Source organism: Streptomyces sp. NRRL S-1813, assembly GCF_000719605.1.
Classification (GTDB): domain Bacteria; phylum Actinomycetota; class Actinomycetes; order Streptomycetales; family Streptomycetaceae; genus Streptomyces; species Streptomyces decoyicus.
This window is the reverse complement of the sequence record NZ_JOHB01000033.1, coordinates 57,208-81,123: the sequence shown is the minus strand read 5'-3', so window position 1 is coordinate 81,123 and position 23,916 is coordinate 57,208. Positions and strand designations below refer to the sequence as shown.

Sequence of the window (23,916 nt, the reverse complement as noted above, 5' to 3'; positions counted from 1 at the left end):
CAATGGCTGCATACCTACAATCACCACCGCGGACACACCGCGCTCGCAGGCAAACCACCCGCCAGCCGCGTCCCCAACCTCACAGGGCAATACACCTAGCCATGTCGCGCGGTCGGCTTCGCTCAGGATATGCCCGGCGCCGGGCAGTTCGACGAGCGTGACTCCTGCGATGCCGTCGGCCAGGCTGCGGTGGCTGTCGGGGAGCACCAGGCGGTCGCCGGTCGCTGCGACGACCAGGGTCGGGACAGAGACCTGCGGCAGGTCGTCACGGACGTCCACCCGGGACACCAGATTGAAGTGGTCCGGCGTGCCGGGCGGCATCGTGGTGCGAGTCGCGGTGACAAGAGCATCGAGACTCGCGTCTGAAGTCTCGCTGAGCTGAGCGCTCGTCATGCACGACAGGCAGGCGAGCCGTGCCGCCGCGTTCCATTCACCCGCCTTCGCCAGTATCTGGATGAGCTCGGCGGCCAGCGCGACGACTGGATCGGCCACCGGGAATCCCGCGGTGAGCACAAGCGCCGTGACCCGGTCCGGGTGCCGAGTCGCCGCTCGTACGGCGACTGTTGTACCCAGCGACTCGCCGAGGACGTCGAACCTCTCGTGCCCCTGCGCGACAGCAATTGCCACCAGACGGTCGGCGAGATCATCGAGGTCCAGCGGCTCCGAGGCCACCGGCGTACGGCCGGCCCCGGGGTAGTGCGGGCCGATCAGTGTGTGGTCCCGCGCGAGGTCGTCCAGGACCAGGCCGAAATTGCCCTGGACCCCACCCCCGGCGCCGTGGGCGAGCAGCAAGGCTGGGCCCGTGCCCTGCACGAGAACATCGAGGCCGGACCCATATATGGGCCGGGGTGGACATCGGCAAGACGCACCACTCCTGCGTGGTCATCGACGAAGAAGGCAGACACCTGCTGTCCCGCCGGGTGGCCAACGACGAATCGGAACTGCTCGCCCTGATCGCCGACGTCCTGGACCTCGGCCAAGAGACGACCTGGGCCGTAGACGTCACACACGGTGGTGCCGTCCTGCTGCTGGGGCTCCTGGCCAACCACGGTCAGCCCGTGCTCTACCTGCCCGGACTGGCTGTCAACCGTGCAACAGCCGGCTACCGCGGCCAGGGAAAGACCGACGCCCGGGACGCGGCGGTCATCGCCGACCAAACTCGGATGCGACGCGACCTGGAACCGGTCCGGCCCGACGCAGAAGCCATCGCCGAGCTGAAGATCCTCACCGCCCGCAGGGCCGACCTGGCCGCCGACCGCACCCGCACCGTCAACCGGCTGCGCGAACAACTCCTCGGTATCTTCCCCGCCTTGGAGCGCGCGCTCGACATGACCAACCGCGGACCGCTGGTCTTGCTGACCGGGTACCAGACCCCGGCCGCTCTGTGCCGCATCGGCGCCAAACGCCTGGAAACCTGGCTGCGCAACCGCAAGGTCCGCAGCGCGGCCGACCTGGCCGCTGCCGCCGTGGAGGCCGCCGAGCGCCAGCACACCTCGCTGACCGGCGAGAAGATGGCCGCCCAGATGGTCCACAGCCTGGCCAAGGAGGTGATGGCCCTCAACGAGAAGATCGATGAGATCGACAAGCTCATCGAGGGACGGTTTCGCAGCCACGACCAGGCCGAAGTGATCGCCAGCCTGCCTGGGATCGGCCCGTTGCCCGGCGCCGAATTCCTGGCTGCCACAAGCGGAGACACGACCCGCTTCGGCACCCCCGACCGCCTCGCCGGCTTCGCCGGCCTGGCCCCAGCACCACGTGATTCCGGGCGCATCAGCGGCAACTTGCACCGCCCCGCCCGCTACCACCGTGGACTGCAACGGGTCTTCTACACCTCCGCGCTGATCAGCATCCGGTGCTGCGAGGAGTCCCGCCGCTTCTACGATCGCAAACGCGCCGAAGGCAAACGGCACGTCCAAGCCGTGCTCGCTCTGGCCCGCCGACGGGTCAACGTCCTGTGGGCCCTGCTGCGTGACGGACGGTGCTGTCAATCCACACCGCCTGTCACCCTCGCGGCTTGACATCTTTATTGGGAGTCATGCCCAGGACGTTGAACTCCGACATCGGTGTCAGAGTCAAGTCGCCGATCCAAGAGGCGAACCGCATGCGGAGGAAAGACATGGTCCGCAGGACCGGCGTGCACGAACGGCTCCTGCGCTACTACGAAAAGCAGGGTCTCCTCACCCCCGAGCGGCTCCCCAGCGGATACCGGGAGTACAGCGAGGCGGACGTCGAAACCGTACGGCGCATTCGCTGCCTGCTGACGGCCGGACTGTCCACCACCACGATCGCCCAGGTGCTGCCATGCATCCGAGCGGACGGCGAACGCCTCGCACCTGCCTGCCCGTCTCTTGTCGGACAGTTGCAGGGCGAACGGCAGCGCATCACCACCGAGATCGAGGCACTCCGGGCCGCTCGCGCCATGCTGGACACGGTCCTCGCCGCAGCCCCGCGCTTCGCAGACACGGGCACCTGCCCCGAGCCGCTGGACGACGCTCGATCGTGACACAGGCGCGGATCACAGAAGGAGCCGCACGGGTTGTTCACGGATTTGGGCGACACCCCGATTCACGGGCGGATGCTCTTCACGCGTTCGGAAGGGCGGAATCGAGCAGGAGGAGGCCGCGATGGACCCGACAATCTGTCGGTGCACTGGCACGCCCCCCGGCTCACGGATCTGTAGACACGAACCGCCGGTGCCCCCCCAGCAAGGCCCATCACGCAGCACCGCTGCCCCGTGCCGACCCGGCACTGAAGCACGCGTACGGCCCGGATACCGTCCTGCCATGACCGACGAAGAACCCGAAGACCCTGTTTTTCACGTCGCCGCATGCTCCATCACCCAGCGTCTGGTGGAGCAGGTCGTCGGCCTGGCGGAACTACCGTTGGGCGACTGGGCGGTCTCTGAGGCGGCGATGCGGCGTCTGGGCTGGTGCGAAGCCGGCGACGACTTGCCGTGGGAAGACACGTTCGTCACCGCGGAGGGGCACCTAGCCCATCTCGGGGACGCCCTAGCCCTGTCATTCGCCCACTTCTACTGGGTTGACGACGATGCCTGGGGCGAGGATTTGTGGGGCACGTTGCCTGGCTGGTCCAGCCACGCGAACGCCGGACGTGAGGTGTTCGACGCGCACATCGACGCGGCTGTCGCCGCCTTCACCCAACGGCTCGGTCCACCGGAGCACGACATCACGGCCGAAGGCGGCACCCTCGCCATGGGAGATGGCGACTGGCGCCACGCAGCTTGGCGTTGCGGGAACAACCTGCTCGTCATCGGCCCACGCCATGAAGGACTCTCCTACTTCCAGTTCGAGGAGGCAGTCGTCTACACAGGTCCGATCGAGGCGGCCGCTCCGCTGCCTGCCCTCCGCGACTTCGTCTCCTGACCACCATCCGGTGGCCCGCCCCGGACTGCCGCGCTGCACAGCCGGACCACCGCCCTGCCGGCAGCCCGCCCGTTCCGACGCTGCTGCTCAAAGTGAACAAGGCCGGCTCAGGCCCCTTCAGCCCCATCCGCGAAGGCATCCCCCAAGCGAAATGCCTTGTGTTGTGCTCAGGCGCGGGGCCTAGCCGCGAGCGCGGTACGGCCGATGTCCGACAGGGCCAGGCCGTTGATGGGCGTGATCACCGCACTCGCCCCGATGGCCAGGACGCGCCCCGTACGCCGCCACCGCCGCCGTCGTGGGGTCTCAACGCCGCCGTCGGCCAGCAGGTCCCCCCGACCCCGACGGCCCCTGGCAGACCTGCGGCGGGCTCAGGCCGCCGAGGCCGTCTGCGCGTCCAGTGCCGCGAGCAGCCAGTCGTGTGCGGACCCGGGGGTCGGCTCGGTCCGGCCGCCCGGCGAGGTGATCACCTCAGCCACCAGTTCCCAGTACTGGTCGATCCGCGGGTCGGCCGCCAGCTGCCCGGCCAGCAGGCGGCGGAATTCCGGGTTGTCCCGGGTGCCGTACGCGCTCGCGTACGTGGCCACGAAGCTGTCCAGCGCCTCGCCCGCGTACGGTCCCCGGTCCCGGCGCAGTTGCGCGTCCGCCAGGTCGTATGCCTCGGCCAGGCCCGCGTACAGCACGGCCGACCCGCGGGCACCCGCGGTCCTGTGCGCCTCGGGCTGGGGCTGCTCGGCGCCCGTGCACGGCTGGAGCACGAAGGCGTTCAGCCGGGCGAAGGCGAGGACTTGGGCCGGGGCCGGGTCGTCGGGCGGCTGCGGGACCGCCGCCTCCAGGAATGCGGCCGTCGACCGGGCCGGCATCCTCGGCGGCAGCCAGCTGCGCCAGAACCGGGCCAGCGGGGCCGTGCTCGGCGGGGCGGTCACCGCGCCGATCAGGTGCAGCCGGGCGGCCCGTTCCCCGGGCGGGCACTCCTGCACCAGGCGCAGCGCCGCTTCCCGCCAGCGCAGGGCCTTGAGCTGGGAGCCGAGTTCGCGGAGATGTCCGGCGACGGCATCCTCCAGTACGCTGCCCGCCTCGTCCTCCTCGTCGAGGATGCGGCGCACCTCGGGAAGCGGCAGGTCGAGGGTGCGCAGGGAGCGGATCAGGCGCAACCGGTCGAGCGCGTCGGGGGCATATCGGCGGTGCCCGCCGACGCTGCGGGATGCCTCCGGCAGCAGGCCGCGGTCGGAGTAGAAGCGGACGGTCTTGACGGTTACGCCCGCGTGCTCGGCGAGTTCACCGCTGCACAGACCGTCGTGTGACGTGAACACTTGAACCTCCCTCAGGGGGAGGTCCTACCGTACCGGCGAGCGCGGTCCCGGTGATCGGACCGGTCCGCGGACGACGGCGTAGTGAGGAGAGGACCATGACCGTATTCATCCTGGTGTCGGGCGTGTTCACCGGCGCACACGTGTGGGAGGACGCGGCCGCGCGGCTGGCTGCGGCGGGCGCCGAGGTGCACGCGGTGGCTCTCAGCGGACTCGGTGGGCCCCGCGGTGCCGCGGGGGTCGGCATCGACCTGGAGACGCACATCGCGGACGTGCTCGCGGTGATCGACTCGGTCGGCGCGGCGGCCGGCCGAGAGAGCCGGGAGATCGTGTTGGTCGGGCACGACTACGGCATCCACCCGGTGCTGGGCGCCGCCGACCGCCGGGCGGAGCGCATCGCCCGCATCGTCTGTCTGGATGCGGGGATGCCGCAGGACGGCGCCCCGGCCCTGGCCGCGGTGCCCGACCAGTCCCTGCGCGAGCAGTTGGCCGAGCGCGCCGGGGCGGGCGGACCGGTCGGAGCGGAGGGGGCCGACGGAGAGCTGCCGCCCCCGGCCCGCGACGAGTGGCCGCGCTGGGGCAGCACCGCAGGCGTCCCCGACGCGGCGCTGGACCGGCTCACCGCCCTCGCCGCGCCGCAGCCGCTGGACACCCTGCTCCAGCCGCTGCGGCTGACCGGCGCGGCGGCCGCAGTGCCCGCCACCGGGGTGCTGTGCACGGGCAACGGTGCGAGCATCGAAATGGTCCAGATGCGGGTGAGCTTCGGCGACCCCGCCCTACAGGCCCTCACCGACCCACGGGTGACCTTCTTCGAACTCCCCACCGGGCACTGGCCGATGCTGTCCTGCCCCGCCGAGCTGGCGGAGGTCCTGCTGCGGGCCGCAGCCGGCGAGGGGCACCGGCTGGAGCCGGCCGGCGCCGCGGAGCCACCCGCGCACCTGCGACCGTTCCTGCTGGATCTGCCCGAACTCCCCCGTGAGCGGACCGGGAACGTGGACCTGTACCTGCCCGACGCCGAGGGCCCACGGCCGGCGGTGGTATTCGTGCACGGCGGCCCCCTGCCCGCCGAGGCCCGGCCGACCCCGCGGGACTGGCCGACCCTGATGGGCTACGCCCGGTACGCAGCCGGGCAGGGCGTGGTGGGCGTGACCCTCGACCACCGCCTGCACGACGTGACCGATTACGAGCGCGCCGCCGCGGACGTGGCCGCCGCGGTGGAGATGGTGCGGGCCGATCCGCGAGTGGACGCGGACCGAGTCGCGCTGTGGTTCTTCTCGGGCGGCGGTCTGATCACGGCGGACTGGCTGGGGGCGCCCCCCGGCGTGGCTGCGCTGCCTGGCGGCCACGTACCCGATCCTGGCGCCGCTGCCGAACTGGGGGCTGGCAGGCAGCCGGTTCCACCCGGCGGACGCGGTGGCGGACGCGGGCGCCCTGCCCATCGTGCTCACCCGGGCGGGACTCGAGATGCCCGAGATCGCCGCCACCGTCGAGGAGTTCATGGCCGCGGCCAAGAACTGCGGGGACGGCGCGGACGTCGAGGTGGTCGACGTGCCGAACGGCCACCACGGCTTCGAGACCCTCGACCCGACCGACGAGTCGCGCGAGGCCGTGCACCGCGCGATGCGCTCGGTGCTGACGCACCTGACGGCCTGAGCCGGGCCGCCCCCGACCGTCCCGGCCGGACCCGTGGCCAGGGCCCGGTTCTGTTTGAGCCGGCAACGGCTGCTCCAGTTCCCTGGCCAGAGGCATCGAAGCAGGTCCGGCCCTTGTTCACGTGACACGAAGACATCCGGTTCAGGTATAGCGCCAGGGCCGCGTCCGTGTCCGTCGCCAGGGCCGGACGTGCCACCTCGGCGTAGAAGCCTCCAACCAGGCGCTCCAGTTGAGCCAGAACGAAGGTGTGCCGCAGCCGGTGCGCGGCCACGTGCGGGAACCGTGGTGCGTAGCGCTCGCGTATTCGTGTGGCGGTCCGCTCGAACACTGCCGGCCAGGCGGTGAACGGCCCGCCGCCGGCGTGCCAAGTTCACCCGCAGGTGCCGGACGGCTTCGTCGGACAGCACCTGGGCCTGGCGGTACGTGAACGGCTCGGCCGATGGGTACCCCTCGTCCACGGCCCACCGGTAGAACATGGACAGGATGCTCACGTGCTGGTTCCAGGCCGATGCCGCGAGGCGTACGTCGCCTGGCCCGCTCGCCCGGTGCACCGCGTACGCGCCCAACACCGGCTTCAGCTGTTGCCGGTCGGCGAAGACGCTGCACCCGTGCTCCGACAGAAAGCACGTCCAGTTCCCGCAGGACCCGGCGTAGTACTCCCAGGACTTCACCGCCGGGACTCCCCGCCCTGGCAGCTCGCGGAGCCACCGGTTGATCACCACGGTGGCGCGGGGCCGTCCTGCGTCCTGGAGCAACAGGTCGGCATCACAGAGCATCGGCCTGCCCTCGGGGATGGGGCTTGGAGCCAAACCTCGCCTGGCCAAACCTCGCCTGGATAGAACGCTCTTTCAGCGAAGGTTTGTCGCGCCAGTTCGGGGTGGATTCGCGGGTGAGTCTGCGGCCTATGAGGTCGATCATCGCGATGTGGATTACGGCTTCGGAGCGCCAGGGGTGAGTCTCGTAGTCGCGGGCGAGCCGGCGGTGGTGCATGAGCCAGCCGAAGGTCCCCGCCACACGCGATCGACTCCGTCAGCCTGCGGGCCGCAATAGGGGACCACTGACTGGACCGCATCCGACCGACCGCGACAAGTTGGGATCGAAGATCCACCTGATCGCGGACCGGAACGGACTGCCACTGTCGCTGGGTATTTCGGGTGCGAACATGCATGACAGCCTGGGCCTTGAACCGCTCGTGCGCGGCATCCCGCCCATCCGTTCCCGCCGCGGACCCAGCCGCCGACGTCCAGCGAAACTCCATGCGGACAAGGGGTACGACTACGATCACCGGCGCCAATGGCTCCGCAAGCGCGGCATCCGCCACCGCATCGCCCGTAAGGGCATCGAGTCCTCACGGCGGCTAAGGGCTGCCCCGTAATCCCTGGCGGGCGCACGACGACAGCTACGGCACTCCCCCAGCTAACGCTGGGAGGTGCCCCCACGCCGCGTTGTCGGAACGTCCGGATACGCCCAGTATCCGGACGTCCCTCCGCCTTGCGATGCACCGCATCTGACGCCGTGCGCTGATCCGCCAGGGATTACGGGACAGCCCTTTAGGCCGCCACCGATGGGTCGTGGAACGGACCGTCTCCTGGCTTGCCGGCTGCCGACGCCTGCACCGCGCCTACGAACGCAAGGCAGAACACTTCCTCGCCGCCTTCATCGGCATAGCCGCGGTCCTCATCTGTCACCGCCGCCTCAGCAAATGAATGGACGTCTTACTGGGTCGGGTCCATGTCCATGAACTGGTAGTCGCTCTGGATGAGGCCGTCCGGGCCGAGGACGATGAACTCCGTGCCGACGGCCGCGACATCACCGCCGCCAGCGGGCACCATGTGCCAGGTGATGCGCACAGAGTTGTGGTTCACCTGATAGTTGTGGATCGTGAAGGCGAACCCCTTCTGGACGAAGTTCTCGTACGCCTCATGAATGGCCTCGTGGATCTGGCTGTGGCCGCGATACTCATCGGTCATGGTGGCGTAGTGGCCATCGCCCGTCCAGAGCTCTCCGACGGCCTTCTGACGGCGGTCGGCATCCACCTCGTTCCACACCGCGGTGTACCGGTCCACGAAATCGGCGCTCTTGCTCAAGGCACTTGCCTTTCCTGAAGGAAACTGGGTCGGGCATCCGACGCACCATCCGCAGCATCGGATGGTGTCGCCTGGAAGCCTCCTGATGCTCACACCCGGCATCACGGCTGTCGATTACTTGAGAGGTAATCCATCACCGGGCACCGATTCCCGGATGTGGCGTTTTCGCTGGCCCGAGGCGGCAACAGCCGCAGACCATAGGGAAGACTCCTGGCAGAACACTTCCTCGCCTTCGTCGGCATAGCTGCAGCCCTCATCTGCACCGCGGCCTCAGCAAATGAAACGATGTCTCAGGAAGGAAAGGGCGGTTCGAGCGGCTCCACCGGAGAGAGAGAAGGCTACTCGCCCGGAAATAAGCACGGGATGCGGCACGTTATCCGGCGAACCCGGCGGCCGGTCGGGGACTTCGCGACGGCCCACGCGCCCCACGATCCGTCCCGACTCCCGGACTACCGGGCTTGGCCTTGAGCAAAGCCCTGAGCGAGGACGCGTTGTGGTATCGACCAGCCGGGCAGAGCACTGCCGCTGGAGCATAGGCAGCGATAGTGTGATGAACAAGGTGGTCTACACCACCAACACCTCGATCGGATAAGGGGGTTGTTCTGGCATGAAACCGCCCAGACGCAGCGGCTTACAGGGAAGGTTCGCCATCCTCATAGCCGCGCTCGCCGTCACCCTTGGCCTGGCCACCCAGGCCGGCACGGCCCGAGCCGACGACGGCTCGGGCCTGAGCGGCCTGACTTTCTCGTCGGCCAACGGCGGCCGGAACCTGGACGTGCAGAACGGCAACACCGGGGACGGTGTCTTCATCGTCACCAACTCCGCGCCGGGCTACCACCAGAAGTGGACCGCCGGCCCACAGGCGGACGGGTCGTTCACCCTCGTCAACGACGCCACCGGCAAGTGCATCGAAGCCGGCTCCCCGCTCAAGCAGCGGTCCTGTTCCGGATCGTCCGGCCTTCGCTGGTACTTCCAGCCCGTGAGCGGCACCAGCGACACGTTCATGGTCCGCAACGCTGGTGACAACAAGTGCATCGACGTTGTCCTGGCCGCCCAGTACGACGACGCGTGGACCCAGAGCTACGGCTGCAACGGCAGCAAGGCGCAGCAGTGGAAGATCCCCTCGTCGGCAACCGGCGCCGCGTTGAAGGCCGCCGTGGACTATGCGTCGAAGCGTTGTCAGAAGGACGCAACGACCTGCTCGTGGACGAAGGGTTCCCAGGCCCCGGCCGAGCCGCTTCCAAAGCAGTGCATCTCTCCCGTCTGGTACAACGGCACCGAGGCGCCGGTGCCGTGGACGTTCTCGCTGAACACTTCCACCGGCTGGTCGAGCCAGCTGGGCGTGTCCTTCGAGTCGAGTATCGGTACGGGAGCCGCGAGCCCTGTCCAGACCAGCGTCAGCCTCACCATCTCCGGCCAGGTCACCTACGACCTGCGCAAGGATCTCGGCAACAGCCTGATGATCACCGTGCCGACGCACCACTACGGATGGGTGGCACTGTCGGAGCTGGCGACGAAGGTGACCGGTGAGTGGACCTTCGATGCGAACGGCTTCCCCTGGAAGGCAAGGGACACCGTCACTGTTCCCCTACAGAGCGACGACCAGGGCCGCTCCAGCATCTATCTGGCCCAGACCAGCCCGGACTTCACCACCTGCAACAACTGAAGCAGAAGGCGGGCCCGCACGGTGGTGCGGGCCCGGCCCCGGCAGCCACCGCTGCCGGGTGGGCGCTTCCTGCTCGCCTGGGTGGAGAAGAGCGCGACCACCTTCGATGCCGTTCCTACCATCATGGCGAAGATGTGTTCCGCCACCGATCTCTCCCTCAGCGACAAGGCGCAGGTCAGTACGGCGACGACCGGTAACCGCTTCCAGGTCTGCACCGCGTCGGCCTTCAGCGGCGGAGCGGCATCCGTCTTCATCGCGTGGGCGGACGACGGCGGTACGTCGGACCTCGCCGTGCGACGACGAGTCTTCACCGTCACCTCCTCGGGGGAATTGGTGTAGGCGTGGCCTGCCTGTGGAGAAACCAGCGCTATCGCTAGCAGGGAGCAGGGCTTGGTCAGGTTCCTACGCCGGTGGCGTGTTCGTTTGATCGGGCGTGTCGTTGACCGGTTTGTGACACCTGGGGAGTTGGGTGAAGTCCGGTGCCGTGTGGAGGAGTTCGCGGCGGAGGGGCGACGCTGCCCGCCCGCTCTCGCCGACGATCGGGCCTCCGCCGGGGCCCGGAAGGCCCACCACGTACAGCTGCCAGTCCGTTGGATCGGTGGTGGAGCGCTCGCCGGGGCGGACCGTCAGTCCCTCGGCCTCGCCGACGCTCTGGCGCAGAGATATGGACGCGCGAGTAGCAGGCCGGTGCCGGTCATGGCGATGCCGAAGTAGACCGGTGCGAGGTGGATGAAGTCCAGGTAGTGGATCGCGCCGTGCACCACGACAGCCGGCAGGAAGCCGGCGGCCGCCGCCGCGGACAGGGTCCAGAACACCCAGGCTTCACCCCGCCGCCAGCCCCACGCGCTGAGCAGGACGATCGCCACCGCGGAGGCCATCAGGGCCCCGCCGAACCCCGCGCGGTCGTGGGCGACGAACGGCACAAGCCGAGGGCTCACGGTTTCCAGCGTCTGCGTGCTGGTGCCCAGGAAGGTCAGGTCGGTCGGCACGAAGACACCGGTCAGACCGACCACCGAGATCACTGCTCCGCCGACGAACAGCCCCGCTCCCGTGACGATCAGCAGCAGCTGGCCGACCAGCGCCCGTCGGCGCTCGGGCTCAGGCCCCTCCGGCGCCAGGCGCCACCGCGGTGCGTGCGGGGTCCGACGGACCGCGGCCACGAACATCGGGAACAGCACGATGGCGGTGGCTGTGTGCAGGGGTTCCACGAAGCCGGTAGCCAGGAAGTAGAACAAGGTGGGGAAGCCGATCACCCCCGAGAGCAGATACACCTCACGGGCCCAGGGCCAGCCGCGTCTGATCCCGCCCACGGCAAGTCCGGTGTAGAGGGCGCCGATCGCTACCATCGTGCCGGCCATGGTGATCCGGTCGTGCTGGAGGAAGTGCACGAGGTGATGGTTGGCGGCATGCAGTTCGTGCAGCGTCATGCCGAGGTAGTCACGGTCGTACCAGAGCAGCACCGACCCGAGCGTGATCGCCGCAGCGCCGAGTCCGGCGCCCGTCATACCGAGCCCGACAAGCAGCGCCCACCACCAGGCGGGCCAGCGGCGGAGATCGCGGCCGATGTCCCGTAGCAGCGGAGCGGGCGCGGTGGGTGTGGCTGCCTCGGTGACCCGTGCGAACCAACCGGGTCCGGCCGCGACGAGCACCCCGGGCCGGGCGAGCACGACGGCGCCCGGCTCCTCGATCGCGGCGGCCGCGGCGGTGACCGACGGGTCGGTGATATGGACTACGCGCGGGTCCTCGCTGTCGGTGAACCCGTCGACATGGGGTTTGAGGGCGGCCTCGGCCTCCGGGTCGCAGGTGCGGACAACCAGCGGAATCGAGCGGTCGGCAGCGGCCTCGCGTACGGTCTCCGCGTCGGCTGCCGAGACGGGCGCCACCTCGACGACACCGGCCCCGAGCGGGTGCATGGCGCGTACCGCGTCGCGGGCGAGCGAGGGCGGGACGGATATGCCGAGGCGGACAGTGACGGGCACGCCGGCGATCTCGCCGGCGAGGCGCTGGGGCGGATGGCGGTGGCCGAACCCCCGGGCGATCAGCCGCGCGCCGGCGGGGCGGGAGCCGATCGAGGCCAACAGCCGCAGCGCGGTGCGCTGCGAACGGCGCCGGCCGAGGACGGCAGCGGCCAAGCCGCGCAGCGGTTGATACGTCCAGTCCGGCATCAGTGTCTCTCGCTCTCCGTCACGGTCACCGGGTCACCGGGCGCAGTCCAGTCGAGCACCGGTGTCATGGAACGCAGCGTCGCCCGCGTCGGCGTCAGCCGGGCGACCGTGTCGCGCACCAGCACCGCGGGCGGCCACGACAGCTGGCCGACTGCGCCGAGCCGGGCGGAGCGGCGCGTGATGGCCTGGGTCCGCGGGCGGCGCAGCAGGTCGTACGACCGGAGCGCGGCAGCGACGTCCGGCCGGCCGTCGAGGCAGTGGGCGAGGGTGACCGCGTCCTCGAGCGCCTGGCACGCGCCCTGGCCCAGATTAGGGGTCATGGCATGGGCCGCGTCGCCCAGCAGCGCGACCCGGCCGCGGATGAAGGAGGGCAGCGGCGGCAGGTCGTACAGGTCGTGTCTCAGCACCGCGTCGGCGGGGACGGCGGCCAGCAGGGCCGGGATGGGATCCGGCCAGGACCCGAACCGGCGCAGCAGTTCGGCGTACTCGGACGAGCGTGAGGCTGCTCCCGCCGGCAGCGACGCGGTCGCGAAGCAGTACATCCGCCTGCCCGGCAGCGCCGTGTAGCCGAACCTCGCCCCGTGGCCCCAGGTCGCGGCGCCCTCGGAGGGCGGCTCGGCGAGAGGCTCGGTGACCATGCGCCAGGCGGTGTAACCGGCGTACCGGGGGCCGGCCGCGTCGGACCACAAGGCGCGGCGGACCGCACTGCGCAGCCCGTCGGCGCCGACCACGAGGTCGGCCCGGGACTCGCCCTTACAGTGAACGACGACCAGACGGTGACCGTCGTCGCGGACCGCGGACACCTCGCTGCCCGACCGCAGGCTGTCGGCGGGCAGCGCCCCGGTGAGCGCCCGCAACAGGTCCGCGCGGTGCAGGACTACCAGGGGATGGCCGAAGCGGCGCGTCAGCTCCGCGTTGTCCGTACGGGACAGCCAGCGGCCCCGGCGGTCGCGTACGCCGCCTGTGGCCTCGACGGCACCGAGTGCCCGGACGGCGCCGGCCAGGCCGAGCACCTCAAGTGCGTGCAGCGCGTTCGGCCACAGAGAGATGCCGGCGCCGATCTCAGTGAACTCCCGGGACCGTTCCAGCACCTCGACGCGCCAGCCCCGGCGGTGCAGGGCGATGGCCGCCGCGAGCCCGCCGATCCCGCCGCCGACGATGGTCGCGGCGCGCTGTGGCATGGGTCCTCACTCCGGGTTCGGGGGCGCCGCCCCCGGTCAAGTGGCGGTCGATCCGGTGCCCGAGCGGCATGCGACGCGACGCAGATCCGGCTGAGCAGCGCCTCATAGCAACATGTCGACAGACGCCTGTCAACGTGCCGAGGGACGCACCCGCCAGGTTGGTATCGCCGTGGGTATGCCGCGGTGGCAGGTGGGGCAGGCGCCGGTCCAGACGGCAGGAGCAACTGCATCTCGCGGACGACCTGGTAGAGAGTCAGGCCAGCGCCGTTTCTTTGGGGTCCGGGCCCAGTCGATGGAGTGTGCCAAAGGCGTGGCTCCGAAATTCCTTCCGCCCGTTTCGCGGGCTACGCGTACGTTGGAGCGATCCCGTGCCGCGTGGAGCACGACGTGGGCGCGGATCCGGGCCCGGTGAGGTGTCTTGTTGCCGTAGGTCATCTTCTTCTGCCGGTGACGCTCGGAAGCGGTGAGCATCACGGGCACGGCGGGCAGGCAGGCACAGAGGGAAGGCGGTCCATCTTTCGGGGACGAGGACGGGTCGACACCGTGCTACAGCACACCAACATCCCAGGCACGCCCCGAGCGGTCGCTCAGCTGTCAGGCGGCCGTGGCGAAGATCTCCACGCCTGGGCCAATCCGCCGGGGTCAGCGGCGCGGCGCAGCGGGTGCGGGTGTTGAGCCGTTCCACGGTAGAAGGCTTCCGGTTGGCCCAACGCTGGCCCACCCCGCGAGCGAGGGCGGGCCGGCGCCGTCCGACGGGCGCTCAGCGCAATTGACTGAACCAGCGGACGATTGCCGCCGTGCCCGCGACGTTGGAGCCAAGGTGCCTGGAACCCTCGAAGTCCGGGGTACCGAGATCAACGACCGCCGCACTCACGCCGTGCGATCGCAACGCGGCCTCGCAATGGTCGGTGTTGGCATTGGCCGCCTGCTCGTCCGCACTGGCCGTGTACAGGCGGACCGGGACGCGTGGTGTCCAGGCGCAGATGCTGTCAGCCACCCGCAGCGCCGCGGCCAGTCGGCCGGCCGGGTGGCGCAGCACGTCGAAGCTGCGCGGGGTGAGCAGTGCGTTGATGGTGTTCGGCGTCCCGGCGAAGAGCTGCCGGCCGGTGTGCGAACCGTCGAACAGTGCCTCGACCGTGGCGTCGTACGGCGCCTGGAAGACCTCGGTCGGCGAGTCATACAAATGGTGCAGCCGGTTCCATGCGACGAGAAAATACGCCGCATACAGCACACTTGCCTTCGGGGCGAGAGAGCCGTTGAGCAGTGCCGGCAGCTCAGCATTCCGGAAGTCGTACGCCCCGCTGACCGGCGCGACGGCTTCGAGTCGGAACCATCGATCGTCACCGGCCTGAAGCGACTGCGCGAGTCCCATCGCCGCCGAGGCGCCCTGGGAGAACCCCGTGACCAGCACATCATGCCCCAGCGCCCGGCCCATACGCGGAACAAAGGCACGCGCTGCCCGCAGCATGTCCAACGAGGCGGTCGTCTCAGACGGCAGATCCATCCAGGGGTGGAGTCCCGGACCGGCGCCGAGACCGAGGTAGTCCGGGGCGACAGCGGCGAACCCGGTGGACGCGTACGTGATGGCGGGCGAGGACACGAACCCGACCTTGTCCATGGAGGACGGAGCGTCGGACCGATAGCTGGCAGTGCCATGGGCGAACGACACCGTCCGTAAATGGTGTTCGCGGCTGCGGGGCAGCACCACCAGTCCGCTGGCGGTGGTCGGCCGACCTGTGGGGTCCACGGTGCGGTACACCAATCGGTAGGCTGCCACCCCGAACCGCACCGTAGTCGCGTCGAATCCGGTGGCGCCCAACGCCGCAGCAACATCCTGCTTCGTGGGCAGCGTGCTCACTTGCTGAGCGGACACCAACCGTCCGCGATCACTTCGGGGCACCGCCGCCGAGTCGACTCCGGCCGTCACCGTCGTAGCGGCCAGGGCGGCCAGGACCAACCCGGCGCTCAGCCAACGGAACACGGAACGTGGATTGCGTTCTGGGTATGTGGAATTCATGTCGCCGACGCTACGTACGACCGCACTCGCCTCCAGCCCGGTCAGCTGGTGTATCCGCCCTCGGGCTATCCCTACCACCATCCCGGGGCGCCTGACGAACCTCCCGCCAACCTCTGATGGCCTTCCGGAGCCGACCACTTAGGGCCAGGAGTGGGCATCGTCGTAGGCCTTCCGGATCGCCGCGGGGATGCGGCCGCGGTGGGGGACTTCATGGCCGCTGCGCCGCGCCCATTGCCTGATGTCGTCTCTTTGCACGGGTCGAGCGGAAGGGGCGCTGCTGGCGCGGTTGGCCCTCTCGACTTCGTCCGGATGCGCGGTGTGGGGTGCGAAGGATGGCGTGTGCCGCAGGAGGTTGTCCGGGAAGATCGGGGCGTCGATCTCGTGCTGGGCGAGCGCGACGAGGAAGGCGGTCAGGTTGCCTTCGAAGTCGAACCATTCCTCGTCATCGCGTGCGGTGCAGGTAAGGGTCCAGCTCGCGGGCTCATGGGGCTTGTGCATGAACCAGAGCCGCCGACGGCCCCGAGCCCCTCCGCCGGCTTGTCGCCGGCCTGCCGGAGGGCTTCCGTTACGAGGGCGCCCGGGTGATCGCCGACGGCGACCTGGTAGCCCTGCACGGCACGTACCACGGCTTCGGGCCCGACCCGCTGGTCGCCTTTGACGTCTTCCGCGTCAACGCCGACGGCAAGCTCGCCGAGCACTGGGACGCCCTGACCCCGATGGTCAAGGACACCGCCTCCGGGCGCTCGCAGACCGACGGCCCCACCTCGGTCACCGCGCCTGAGGAGACCGAGGCCAACCGGGCCCCGGTCGCCGAGTTCGCGCAGAAGGTCCTGGTCGGCGCCGACTACTCAGTGCTCACCGACTACATCTCCACCGAGACGTACCACCAGCACAACCCGACGGCCGCCGACGGCCGCCGACGGCTTCGGCGCCGCCGCTGCGAAGTGGGCCGAACAGGGCAAGAACCTGGTCTACAAGACAGTCCACAAGGTCATCGCCCAGGGAGACTTCGTCCTGCTCCAGTCCGAGGGCGAGTTCGGCGTCCCCGTCGCGTACTACGACCTCTTCCGCGTCCAGGGCGGCAAGATTGTCGAGCACTGGGACATCATCGCCCCGATCCCGGCCGAACTGCCCCACGACAACACCATGTTCTGACCACCGCCCGGCGCGCCGCACCGCAACGGTCATGCAACCACCAACTGCCGCCCCCACAGGCAGGCAGAGCGCCAGCCGACTGCATCAATCATCGCGATGAAGAGCGCAGGTCCGGAACACTGCCTCTTCACCAGTAGAGCGCGACGACGCACTCTTCCCGCCGCCACACGCGTCAGGCCCCTGCGGGAATCGCCACTGAGCTGCCAAGGCCGTCAGTGGCTGCCCCCGGCACTTCGCCCGCTTCGGCCGCTATGGGCGTCCGAGGAGTTGGCTGCCGGCCGTGTTGTCGGTGCGGGCGGTGAAGTAGTCGGTGAAGGCCTGGACGAATTCGTCTTCGGTGATGCGGCCGTCTCCATCGTGGTCGAGCTGGCGGAAGCCGTGGTTGAGTTCGGCGGGGTGGACCCGGGAGCCGCCGAAGATCGTGCGGTACTCATCGGCGCACAGGTGTCCGCTGCCGTCGGTGTCCGCAGCCTGGAAGATTGCCCGCACCGCAACATGCAACCCCTGCTCGAGATAGCCCGGCCCGGTGTCGATCCCGGTGAGCATGGCGGTGACGAACTCCTCACAGGTCACCTGTCCGTCGTCGTCCGCATCCATGCCGGTCCGCAGGTGCTGCCACCAGGTCTCGAAGGCGGCATAGACGCGGGCTTCGCGCTCAGGGGTGAGTTCGAGCGGCCAGCACACGTTGTGCGCCATGGCCTGGAGATCGGTCGAGCTGATGCGGCCGTCGCCGGTCTGGTCGAGGACCTGGCGGAAGAAGGTCCGCAGACGCGCCGGGCGGAAATCGGCACCCTTGCGGCGGCGTGGTGCGGGTAGCCGGACAGGTCTTGCTTCCGGCGGGGAGGGACGGTCGGTGGAGGCGGTGGGAGGCTGCGAAGCCGAGGAGTTGCCCGCCAGTGGGGTGCGGTAGCGGCGGTGCTCGGGCAGCGCATTCATCAGCACGCGCATGCCACGGTGCAGGATGAAGGACAGCAGGGCCGCGCGGCGGGTGCGGGGCAAGTGGAAGCGCTCACGGAAGGCTTCCGGCAGGTCCGCGATGGTCAGCGCGCCGATCACGTGGGCGGCCACCGTGCGCACAAGCGGCCAGGCCGGCTTCAGGTGGCCGAGGCGGCGGGGTGCGGGTGCTTCACGGAGCATGTCGAAGAGCAGGTAGCGCACGGGTTCGCTGTATTCGAGGCGCTCGCGGATTGTGCGGTCCATATACGCGGGCACGTCCGCGGCCGTGGCCGGGAGCAGGTCGTCGGAGAGGCCGAACTCGGTACACACCGCACGGAATTCACCGTACATCTGATCCAGTTCGGGCGGCGCCAGAGGGCGTCCGGACAGTTCCCGCATCGCCGTCATGCACTCGTACAAGGTGACCAGTACCCACACCCGCACCGCCGGGTCCAACGCTGTGAACGGCCTGCCCTGCTCGTCGGTCCCGGCCAGACGGCGGTGCGTGCGCTCCAGACGGGCAACCTCACGGCGTAGCCCTTCACGGTCGGAGAAGAACAGCCGCTTCCCGCTGTCCATGGTGTGCTCGATACGACGCCACGGGTGCGCGCGGTAGGTGGAGAAGTTGGCCATGCCGGCGGCGACCGCCGGATCCGCGGTCTGCAAAACCAGCAGCCGCCACGCCACCAACCCGATCCGCCATTCCCCCAGCGTGCGGCGCAGCAGCGAATCAGGACCAGGAAGATCAGCGGTAGCCAAGGGACGTCTCCTCAAGCATGTGTACAGGATTGAGCAGGGGACGCCCGAAGAGCGATCATCCGGCTATCCGCCCAGCTCAACGGTCCTACCGGAATCCGGGAGCGGCCAGGTTCCCGAATTCACCCATCCGAGACACGCCACAGGGCCGCGGAAACGGGCGATTCAGACAAAGGACTTCTACCGGGCTGCCTCTGTCCGAGCACGACATTGCGAGCGGCGCGGAATCTCTGGGGCTCGGCCTGTTGCGTGAGCGCGGACGCTAGGGGTTAGTGCAGCTCAGCGCCGGTCCTGCCCACCGTTTCGAGCAACAGGTGTGGTGCCGTCGCTGGTTGGAGTTCGGAGCTCCTGACCGCCTGTCACTCCGATCCTGCCGAGCCGGGGCAACGCAGCGGCCTCGCTCCCATGCACGGAAGCGAGGCCGTACGGTCCATGATCCAGAACACGCGCTTGGCGCCGGCATCGGGTTCCTGACCTGGGCGTACCAGGTTCATGAACGGCTGGATGCCGGTCGTGGGCTCGGTGCGACCGAACAACCGGGCTCGGGGACGTCGTAGGCGGCGAGGTACGCGAGGGCTCCGCCGCGGCCTTAGGTGTGATTGCCCTGCATCGCGCCCGGGCCCGGCCTGGCGGCCGGAGCCGGTGGAAGGTAAATGCGTCGACAGTGCCCCTCGGCGCCCGGCAAAGTGGCCGCCCGTGACGAGCAGTGAGCTGTGGACCCATGCGACCGCCGACCGCTATGACGCCGAGGAGACCGAGATGTCCTCGGCCGCCGTTCTCGGACCGACTCTCGCCTTCCTGGCCGAGCTCGCCGGGGACGGCCGGGCACTGGAGTTCGCCATCGGGACCGGACGAGTGGGCGTCCCGCTCCGGGAACGCGGCGTGCCGGTAGTGGGCATCGAACTGTCCGAGCACATGGCAGCGGTGCTGCGGCGCAAGATCGACGAGGGCACGCTTCCGGTAGCCATCGGGGACATGGCTACCACCGTCGTCGCCGGCGAGTTCGCCCTGGTCTATCTCGTCTACAACACCATCACGAACTTGCTCACGCAGGACGAGCAGGTCGAGTGCTTCCGCAACGCCGCGCGTCATCTGGAGCCCGGCGGCCGATTCGTCATCGAGCTGGGCGTGCCGCCGCTGCGGTTCCTGCCGCCCGGCCAGGTCGCGGTGCCGTTCGACGTCTCCGAGCAGCATCTGGGCTTCGACACCTTCGACCTGGTCAAGCAGATTCTCGTCTCGCACCACTTCACCCGCGATGGCGACGACGGCCGCTACCGTCGCGGCAACTCCCGGCACCGGTACGCCTGGCCGGCAGAGCTCGACCTGATGGCACGGATCGCTGGACTCGAACTGGAGCGTCGCGTCGCGGACTGGGACGGGGCGCCTTTCACCCAGGACTCCGCAAAGCACATCTCCGTGTGGCGCAAGCCAACCTGAGGTCGGCCACCGGGCCGTCGACGTGAGCCGTGCCTGTCCTGAAACTCCTATCGGGAGTTCAGGCGTCGCCAGCAGATCAGTGCGCATCCGAGGGTGAGGGACGGCTTCGTGGATGTCGTCGCGTATCTCCCAGCGGATCCGCAGGCGGCGGAACCAGTGCAGGTGGGCGAATGCTCGTTCGACGACCCGGCGTTGGGCGCCGAGTCCGAAGCCACGCTCCGCGCCCCGGCGGGCGGTATGCGGCTTCACGCCGAGGTCCCAGACGAGGTGGCGGTACTTGTCGTGGTCGTAGCAGTCCTTGGTCCCGACCACTTCGTCACCGCCCAGATGATGTAACTCGACATCGCCACAGGCAACCTGCGTGGGTTCATGCCGGGCACCCGCCCCCGCTGCTGATCCGCGACCGCGCTGTGGTTGACCGGCTGGAATGCCCCACCCTTTGCCGGTCGGCTTCGGCGGCGAGCAGCCGCAGGTCACCGGAAGCGCCCTGTGCCGCGGGGTTCTCTCGGCAGGGCAGTCGGGGCGCTGTCCTCGTCATGGAGCTACGGCGGTTCAAGGTCGGACCATGTCAGACCCTCGCAGCAGGAGCTGTGCCACGGCAATGCCTGCAACTACGATCGCCGCCCGGAACGGCCACCGGTTCCCAGCTTTCGATGGCACGGCCGTGCCCAGGATGGAGATGGCTGCGGCAGCCGCCGCCAGCATCCAGCTCGTCGCCCCCACCGGCCCAGGCGGCCCTGCCACGAGCACGGCCACGGCCGCCAGCATCATGAGCGGGGCCAGCCACCGGCAGGCCGCCCGGCCCAGCCGCTGGGGCAGTCCGCGCACACCGGCCGCGAGATCGTCCTCGATGTCCGGAAGGACGTTCACCAGGTGCGCGCCCATGCCCAGCAGTGCGCCAGCCACCGGGGCCCACCAGTGCGGCCAGGACGGTGACAGCAGACCGAGCGTGACGAAGGCCGGTAGCGAACCGAAGCCCACGGCATAGGAGAGCGGGGAGAGCACTGTGTGCTTCAACCACAGGTTGTACGCCCAGCCCGCGGCCGTGCCTCCCAGATGTATCGCTCCGGCTGCTGCGCCGCTCAGCAGTGACAGCGGTACGCACAGCCCCAGCGCCGTGCCGGCTGCAACAGTCACCACTCTAGGCGGGAGTTCACCGGCGGCCACCGGCTTGTCGCGGCGGCCGCCGTCTGTGTCGCGCTGTGCGTCGACTGCGTCGTTGCACCAGCCGATCGAGAGCTGGCCGGCCAGCACCGCTGCTGCTACCGCCGCCGAACCCGCCGGCCCGCGGCCGGCCGCCGCGGCCAGCGCGGTCACGAGGACCGTCACGGCCAGTGCCGGCTCCAGGTGGCAGGAGCGGAGCAGTGCCGGGACACGGTGTGTCGTGAGCGGAAGGGGCTCGGACGGGTGTAGAGACACGACTGCAAGGTACAAGCCATTCGCGACAAGGGAGGCATTACCGTCATGCGTGTCCCAATCATCGCCGGCGATGCCTTCCCCGCTCCAGCCGTGCCGGGCTGGAGGGCTGTGCCCGCCACGGGGATCACGGTCGCGGCCGTTCGCACCGCACTGCCGCCGCACCGTTACGCACAGGACGACCTCGTCGAGCCGATCGGCGACCTGTGCCTGCCCCCGGGGGCCGACCGCGCTTTGCTGCGCCGTCTGCACGCATCTTCCGGCGTGCGAACGCGGCACCTCGCGCTGCCGATCGAGCGGTACGCAAGCCTCGGCGACTTCGGGCAGAGCAATGACGCATGGATGGCTGTCGGCCTGGAGTTGGGGGAGGAAGCCCTCACCGGCGCACTGCGGGATGCGGGACTCGAGCCGGCCGATGTGGACCTACTGGTGTGCGCCTCCATCACCGGCATCGCCGCCCCGTCGCTCGACGCCCGTCTAGCCGGGCGCGTGGGGTTGCGGCCCGACGTGAAAAGGCTTCCGGTGTTCGGCTTGGGGTGCGTGGCGGGCGCGGCCGGCATCGCCCGGCTCCACGACTACCTGCGCGGACATCCCGACGACACCGCTGTGCTGCTCACCGTCGAGCTGTGCTCACTGACGCTCCAGCAGCGCGACCGCTCCCGCGCCAATCTCGTCGCCGGCGCACTGTTCGGTGACGGCGCGGCAGCGCTCGTCGCACGAGGCGGTAGCTGTGGCAGCGGCACCCGGGCGGGCGACGCCGGACCCTCGGTGGTTGCCACGTGCAGCCGCCTGTATCCGGGCACGGAGCAGCTCCTTGGGTGGGACATCGGCGCCGATGGGTTCCGCGTCGTGATCGACACGGGTATCCCTGGCATTGTGCGGGACCACTTCGGCCGACACGTGCGTGCTTTCCTCGCCTGCCACGGCCTCACCACCGACGACATCGAGACCTGGGTGTGCCATCCAGGCGGTCCAAGGGTGCTCTCCGCCGTAACCGACACCATCGGCCTCCCCGCCGACGCCCTGGACAGTGCATGGCGCTCACTTGCGACGGTAGGGAACATGTCGTCCGTCTCCGTGCTGCACATCCTGCGGAACACCTGGCAGTCCCGTCGGCCAGAGCCCGGTGCCTGGGGCCTGCTGATGGCGATGGGCCCCGGGTTCTGCTCCGAACTCGTCCTGCTGCGCTGGTGAGTGGCCACATGAGCTGGTACACGCTTCTCGTCCTGGCCGTCGCCGTCGAACGTGTCGCGGAACTCATCGTCGCCCGGCGCAACGCGGCATGGACCCTGGCCCGCGCCGGTATGGAGTACGGCCGCGGCCACTACCCGGTCATGGTCGCCCTGCACATGGGTCTGCTCGTGTGCTGTCTCCTCGAGCCCGTGATCTCCAACCGACCGTTCCTGCCCGTCCTGGGCTGGCCCATGCTCGTGCTGGTCGTGTGGGCACAGTCGCTGCGCTGGTGGTGCATCACGACACTCGGGCCCTACTGGAACACCCGGGTCATCGTCGTTGCGGGAGCGAGCCTGGTGAGCGCCGGACCCTACCGGTTCCTTCGCCACCCCAATTACGTCGCCGTTGTCGTGGAGATCGCCGCCCTACCCCTCGTGCATTCCGCGTGGATGACCGCCGCGATGTTCAGCCTCGCCAATGCGATCCTGCTCACGGTCCGTGTGCGCTGCGAGAACGCCGCGCTCACCCGAGCGGTTCCCGCGTGAGCGGCGGCCATGACCTGCTGATCGCCGGAGGCGGGCCCGCCGGGCTGGCGACTGCCCTGTACGCTGCGCGCGCCGGCCTCGACGCCGTCGTGGCCGAGCCGCGCCAGGCGCCGGTCGACAAGGCGTGCGGTGAGGGTTTGATGCCCTGCGCCGTCCACGCCCTTACCGCCCTCGGCCTCCAGGTCGCCGGCCACCCCATTGCCGGCATCCGCTACGTCCAGGGCCCACGTCAGGTGCAGGCATCATTCAGGCAAGGCCCCGGCCTCGGTGTGCGCCGCACCAACCTGCACAGTGCCCTGCACCGGGCCGTAGTGGAGGCGGGGGTGCCCGTACTGCCCCTGCGAGTGGAAGAAGTACGGCAGGACACCACCGGCATCACCATCCCCGGCACGGGTCTGCGTGCCCGGTGGCTGGTTGCCGCGGACGGCTTGCACTCACCGGTCCGCCGCTCCCTCGGCCTGGCAGCGCAGCCCTGCGGGACACCCCGCTACGGGCTTCGCCGCCACTATGCCGTGCAACCTTGGTCTCCGTACGTCGAGGTGCACTGGGGACGGCATATGGAGGCGTACGTCACCCCGCTCGGTCCGCAACTCGTGGGCATCGCCTTGCTGACCGCCCACCGTGCCCCCTTTGATACCCAACTGGAGCACTTCCCCGCGCTGACCGCCAGGCTCCGCGCTGAAACGGCCGTCACTGTGGTGCGAGGCGCAGGGCCGCTCCGTCAAAAGGCCCGTGCCCGATTCGAGGGGCGGGTACTGCTCGTGGGCGACGCCGCCGGATACATCGACGCGCTGACCGGTGAGGGTATTTCGCTGGCCCTCACAGGCGCCGAAGCCTTGGTGAACAACGTGCACCGAGGCACACCAGGTCGCTACGAGGCTGACTGGAAACGCGCGACCCGCCGCCATCGGCTGCTGACGGAACTTCTGGTACGGGCCCGACAGCAGCCCGTGCTTGCACCGCGCATCGTGCCCACGGCCGAACGCATGCCGCGGGCCTTCGCTGCCGTAGTGAACGCCCTGATGTGAACCGAATCCGC

Annotated in this window: 19 protein-coding genes and 5 pseudogenes; 14 read left to right on the top strand and 10 right to left on the bottom strand. The window is 69.6% G+C overall.

Annotated features, from left to right (window positions below):
* Positions 1–129: 129 nt before the first annotated feature.
* A pseudogene (locus IF67_RS44435) lies at positions 130–813 on the bottom strand (alpha/beta fold hydrolase); the annotation flags it as partial.
* Positions 814–836: 23 nt separating this feature from the next.
* On the opposite strand from IF67_RS44435, the gene IF67_RS0132155 reads away from it, so the two are divergent.
* The 3 genes from IF67_RS0132155 (at position 837) to IF67_RS40525 (ending at position 3,383) form a co-directional block, all read left to right on the top strand.
* Positions 837–2,018: an IS110 family transposase gene (locus IF67_RS0132155; protein WP_030991686.1), complete on the top strand. Its 1,182-nt coding sequence runs from the start codon at positions 837–839 to the stop codon at positions 2,016–2,018.
* Between the two features lie 83 nt (positions 2,019–2,101).
* Positions 2,102–2,503, top strand: coding sequence for a MerR family transcriptional regulator (locus IF67_RS0132150; protein ID WP_030991684.1), 402 nt, complete (start codon positions 2,102–2,104; stop codon positions 2,501–2,503).
* A gap of 280 nt (positions 2,504–2,783) precedes the next feature.
* Positions 2,784–3,383 carry a hypothetical protein gene (locus IF67_RS40525; protein WP_030991682.1) on the top strand — a complete coding sequence of 200 codons (600 nt, stop codon included), beginning with the start codon at positions 2,784–2,786 and terminating at the stop codon, positions 3,381–3,383.
* Positions 3,384–3,751: 368 nt separating this feature from the next.
* Here IF67_RS40525 and IF67_RS0132140 read toward each other — a convergent pair whose 3' ends face one another.
* Positions 3,752–4,693, bottom strand: a complete 942-nt coding sequence (locus IF67_RS0132140; protein WP_030991680.1) for a MerR family transcriptional regulator — start codon at positions 4,691–4,693, stop codon at positions 3,752–3,754.
* A 95-nt stretch (positions 4,694–4,788) separates the two neighbouring features.
* On the opposite strand from IF67_RS0132140, the pseudogene IF67_RS39665 reads away from it, so the two are divergent.
* Positions 4,789–6,343: pseudogene (locus IF67_RS39665) on the top strand (alpha/beta fold hydrolase).
* An 861-nt stretch (positions 6,344–7,204) separates the two neighbouring features.
* Here the strand turns inward: IF67_RS39665 and IF67_RS39660 are convergent.
* Positions 7,205–7,357, bottom strand: a pseudogene (locus tag IF67_RS39660) (IS5/IS1182 family transposase); the annotation flags it as partial.
* Between the two features lie 2 nt (positions 7,358–7,359).
* Between IF67_RS39660 and IF67_RS40880 the strand changes: the two are divergent.
* Positions 7,360–7,703, top strand: a pseudogene (locus IF67_RS40880) (transposase); the annotation flags it as partial.
* Between the two features lie 193 nt (positions 7,704–7,896).
* Positions 7,897–8,049 (top strand): annotated as a pseudogene (locus tag IF67_RS0132120) (IS5/IS1182 family transposase); the annotation flags it as partial.
* A 9-nt stretch (positions 8,050–8,058) separates the two neighbouring features.
* Here the strand turns inward: IF67_RS0132120 and IF67_RS0132115 are convergent.
* Entirely contained in the window at positions 8,059–8,430 is a 372-nt protein-coding gene (locus IF67_RS0132115; protein WP_030991673.1) for a nuclear transport factor 2 family protein, read from the bottom strand.
* Between the two features lie 607 nt (positions 8,431–9,037).
* Here IF67_RS0132115 and IF67_RS0132110 point away from each other — a divergent pair.
* Positions 9,038–10,096, top strand: a complete 1,059-nt coding sequence (locus tag IF67_RS0132110; RefSeq protein WP_030991672.1) for an RICIN domain-containing protein — start codon at positions 9,038–9,040, stop codon at positions 10,094–10,096.
* A gap of 21 nt (positions 10,097–10,117) precedes the next feature.
* Positions 10,118–10,435 (top strand): hypothetical protein, encoded by a 318-nt coding sequence (locus tag IF67_RS0132105; protein ID WP_030991670.1) that lies wholly within the window; start codon positions 10,118–10,120, stop codon positions 10,433–10,435.
* Positions 10,436–10,722: 287 nt separating this feature from the next.
* Here IF67_RS0132105 and IF67_RS0132100 read toward each other — a convergent pair whose 3' ends face one another.
* From IF67_RS0132100 to IF67_RS0132085, 4 genes are all read right to left on the bottom strand, one after another.
* A complete protein-coding gene (locus IF67_RS0132100) occupies positions 10,723–12,261 on the bottom strand; it encodes a hypothetical protein (protein WP_030991668.1) in 1,539 nt (512 codons plus the stop codon).
* Positions 12,261–13,442 carry an FAD-dependent monooxygenase gene (locus tag IF67_RS0132095; protein WP_030991665.1) on the bottom strand — a complete coding sequence of 394 codons (1,182 nt, stop codon included), beginning with the start codon at positions 13,440–13,442 and terminating at the stop codon, positions 12,261–12,263. The genes IF67_RS0132100 and IF67_RS0132095 overlap by 1 nt, the downstream gene beginning before the upstream one ends.
* 760 nt (positions 13,443–14,202) lie before the next feature.
* A complete protein-coding gene (locus IF67_RS0132090; protein ID WP_063754411.1) occupies positions 14,203–15,459 on the bottom strand; it encodes an alpha/beta hydrolase family protein in 1,257 nt (418 codons plus the stop codon).
* A 138-nt stretch (positions 15,460–15,597) separates the two neighbouring features.
* Positions 15,598–15,957, bottom strand: coding sequence for an Lsr2 dimerization domain-containing protein (locus IF67_RS0132085; protein WP_051818820.1), 360 nt, complete (start codon positions 15,955–15,957; stop codon positions 15,598–15,600).
* Positions 15,958–16,007: 50 nt separating this feature from the next.
* Between IF67_RS0132085 and IF67_RS42260 the strand changes: the two genes are divergently transcribed.
* The gene (locus tag IF67_RS42260) at positions 16,008–16,751 is read left to right on the top strand and encodes a hypothetical protein (RefSeq protein ID WP_234341466.1); all 744 of its coding nucleotides are present in this window, start codon (positions 16,008–16,010) and stop codon (positions 16,749–16,751) included.
* A 112-nt stretch (positions 16,752–16,863) separates the two neighbouring features.
* Here the strand turns inward: IF67_RS42260 and IF67_RS0132075 are convergent, their stop codons facing one another.
* Positions 16,864–18,309 carry an oxygenase MpaB family protein gene (locus IF67_RS0132075; RefSeq protein ID WP_030991659.1) on the bottom strand — a complete coding sequence of 482 codons (1,446 nt, stop codon included), beginning with the start codon at positions 18,307–18,309 and terminating at the stop codon, positions 16,864–16,866.
* 693 nt (positions 18,310–19,002) lie between these two features.
* Here IF67_RS0132075 and IF67_RS0132070 point away from each other — a divergent pair.
* Positions 19,003–19,743 (top strand): class I SAM-dependent DNA methyltransferase, encoded by a 741-nt coding sequence (locus IF67_RS0132070; RefSeq protein WP_030991657.1) that lies wholly within the window; start codon positions 19,003–19,005, stop codon positions 19,741–19,743.
* Between the two features lie 162 nt (positions 19,744–19,905).
* Complete coding sequence (locus IF67_RS44430; protein WP_199812809.1) at positions 19,906–20,079, top strand: hypothetical protein; 174 nt, start codon at positions 19,906–19,908, stop codon at positions 20,077–20,079.
* Positions 20,080–20,295: 216 nt separating this feature from the next.
* Here the strand turns inward: IF67_RS44430 and IF67_RS0132060 are convergent, their stop codons facing one another.
* The gene (locus tag IF67_RS0132060; RefSeq protein WP_051818819.1) at positions 20,296–21,162 is read right to left on the bottom strand and encodes a UbiA family prenyltransferase; all 867 of its coding nucleotides are present in this window, start codon (positions 21,160–21,162) and stop codon (positions 20,296–20,298) included.
* A 45-nt stretch (positions 21,163–21,207) separates the two neighbouring features.
* Between IF67_RS0132060 and IF67_RS0132055 the strand changes: the two genes are divergently transcribed.
* From IF67_RS0132055 to IF67_RS0132045, 3 genes are read left to right on the top strand one after another with little or no spacing between them, the layout of a single operon-like run.
* Complete coding sequence (locus IF67_RS0132055) at positions 21,208–22,353, top strand: type III polyketide synthase (protein WP_078889754.1); 1,146 nt, start codon at positions 21,208–21,210, stop codon at positions 22,351–22,353.
* Positions 22,354–22,361: 8 nt separating this feature from the next.
* Entirely contained in the window at positions 22,362–22,877 is a 516-nt protein-coding gene (locus IF67_RS0132050) for an isoprenylcysteine carboxyl methyltransferase family protein (RefSeq protein ID WP_030991650.1), read from the top strand.
* Positions 22,874–23,905, top strand: a complete 1,032-nt coding sequence (locus tag IF67_RS0132045) for an NAD(P)/FAD-dependent oxidoreductase (RefSeq protein WP_030991648.1) — start codon at positions 22,874–22,876, stop codon at positions 23,903–23,905. Before IF67_RS0132050 ends, IF67_RS0132045 begins: the two co-directional genes overlap by 4 nt.
* The last annotated feature ends 11 nt before the right edge of the window (positions 23,906–23,916 follow it).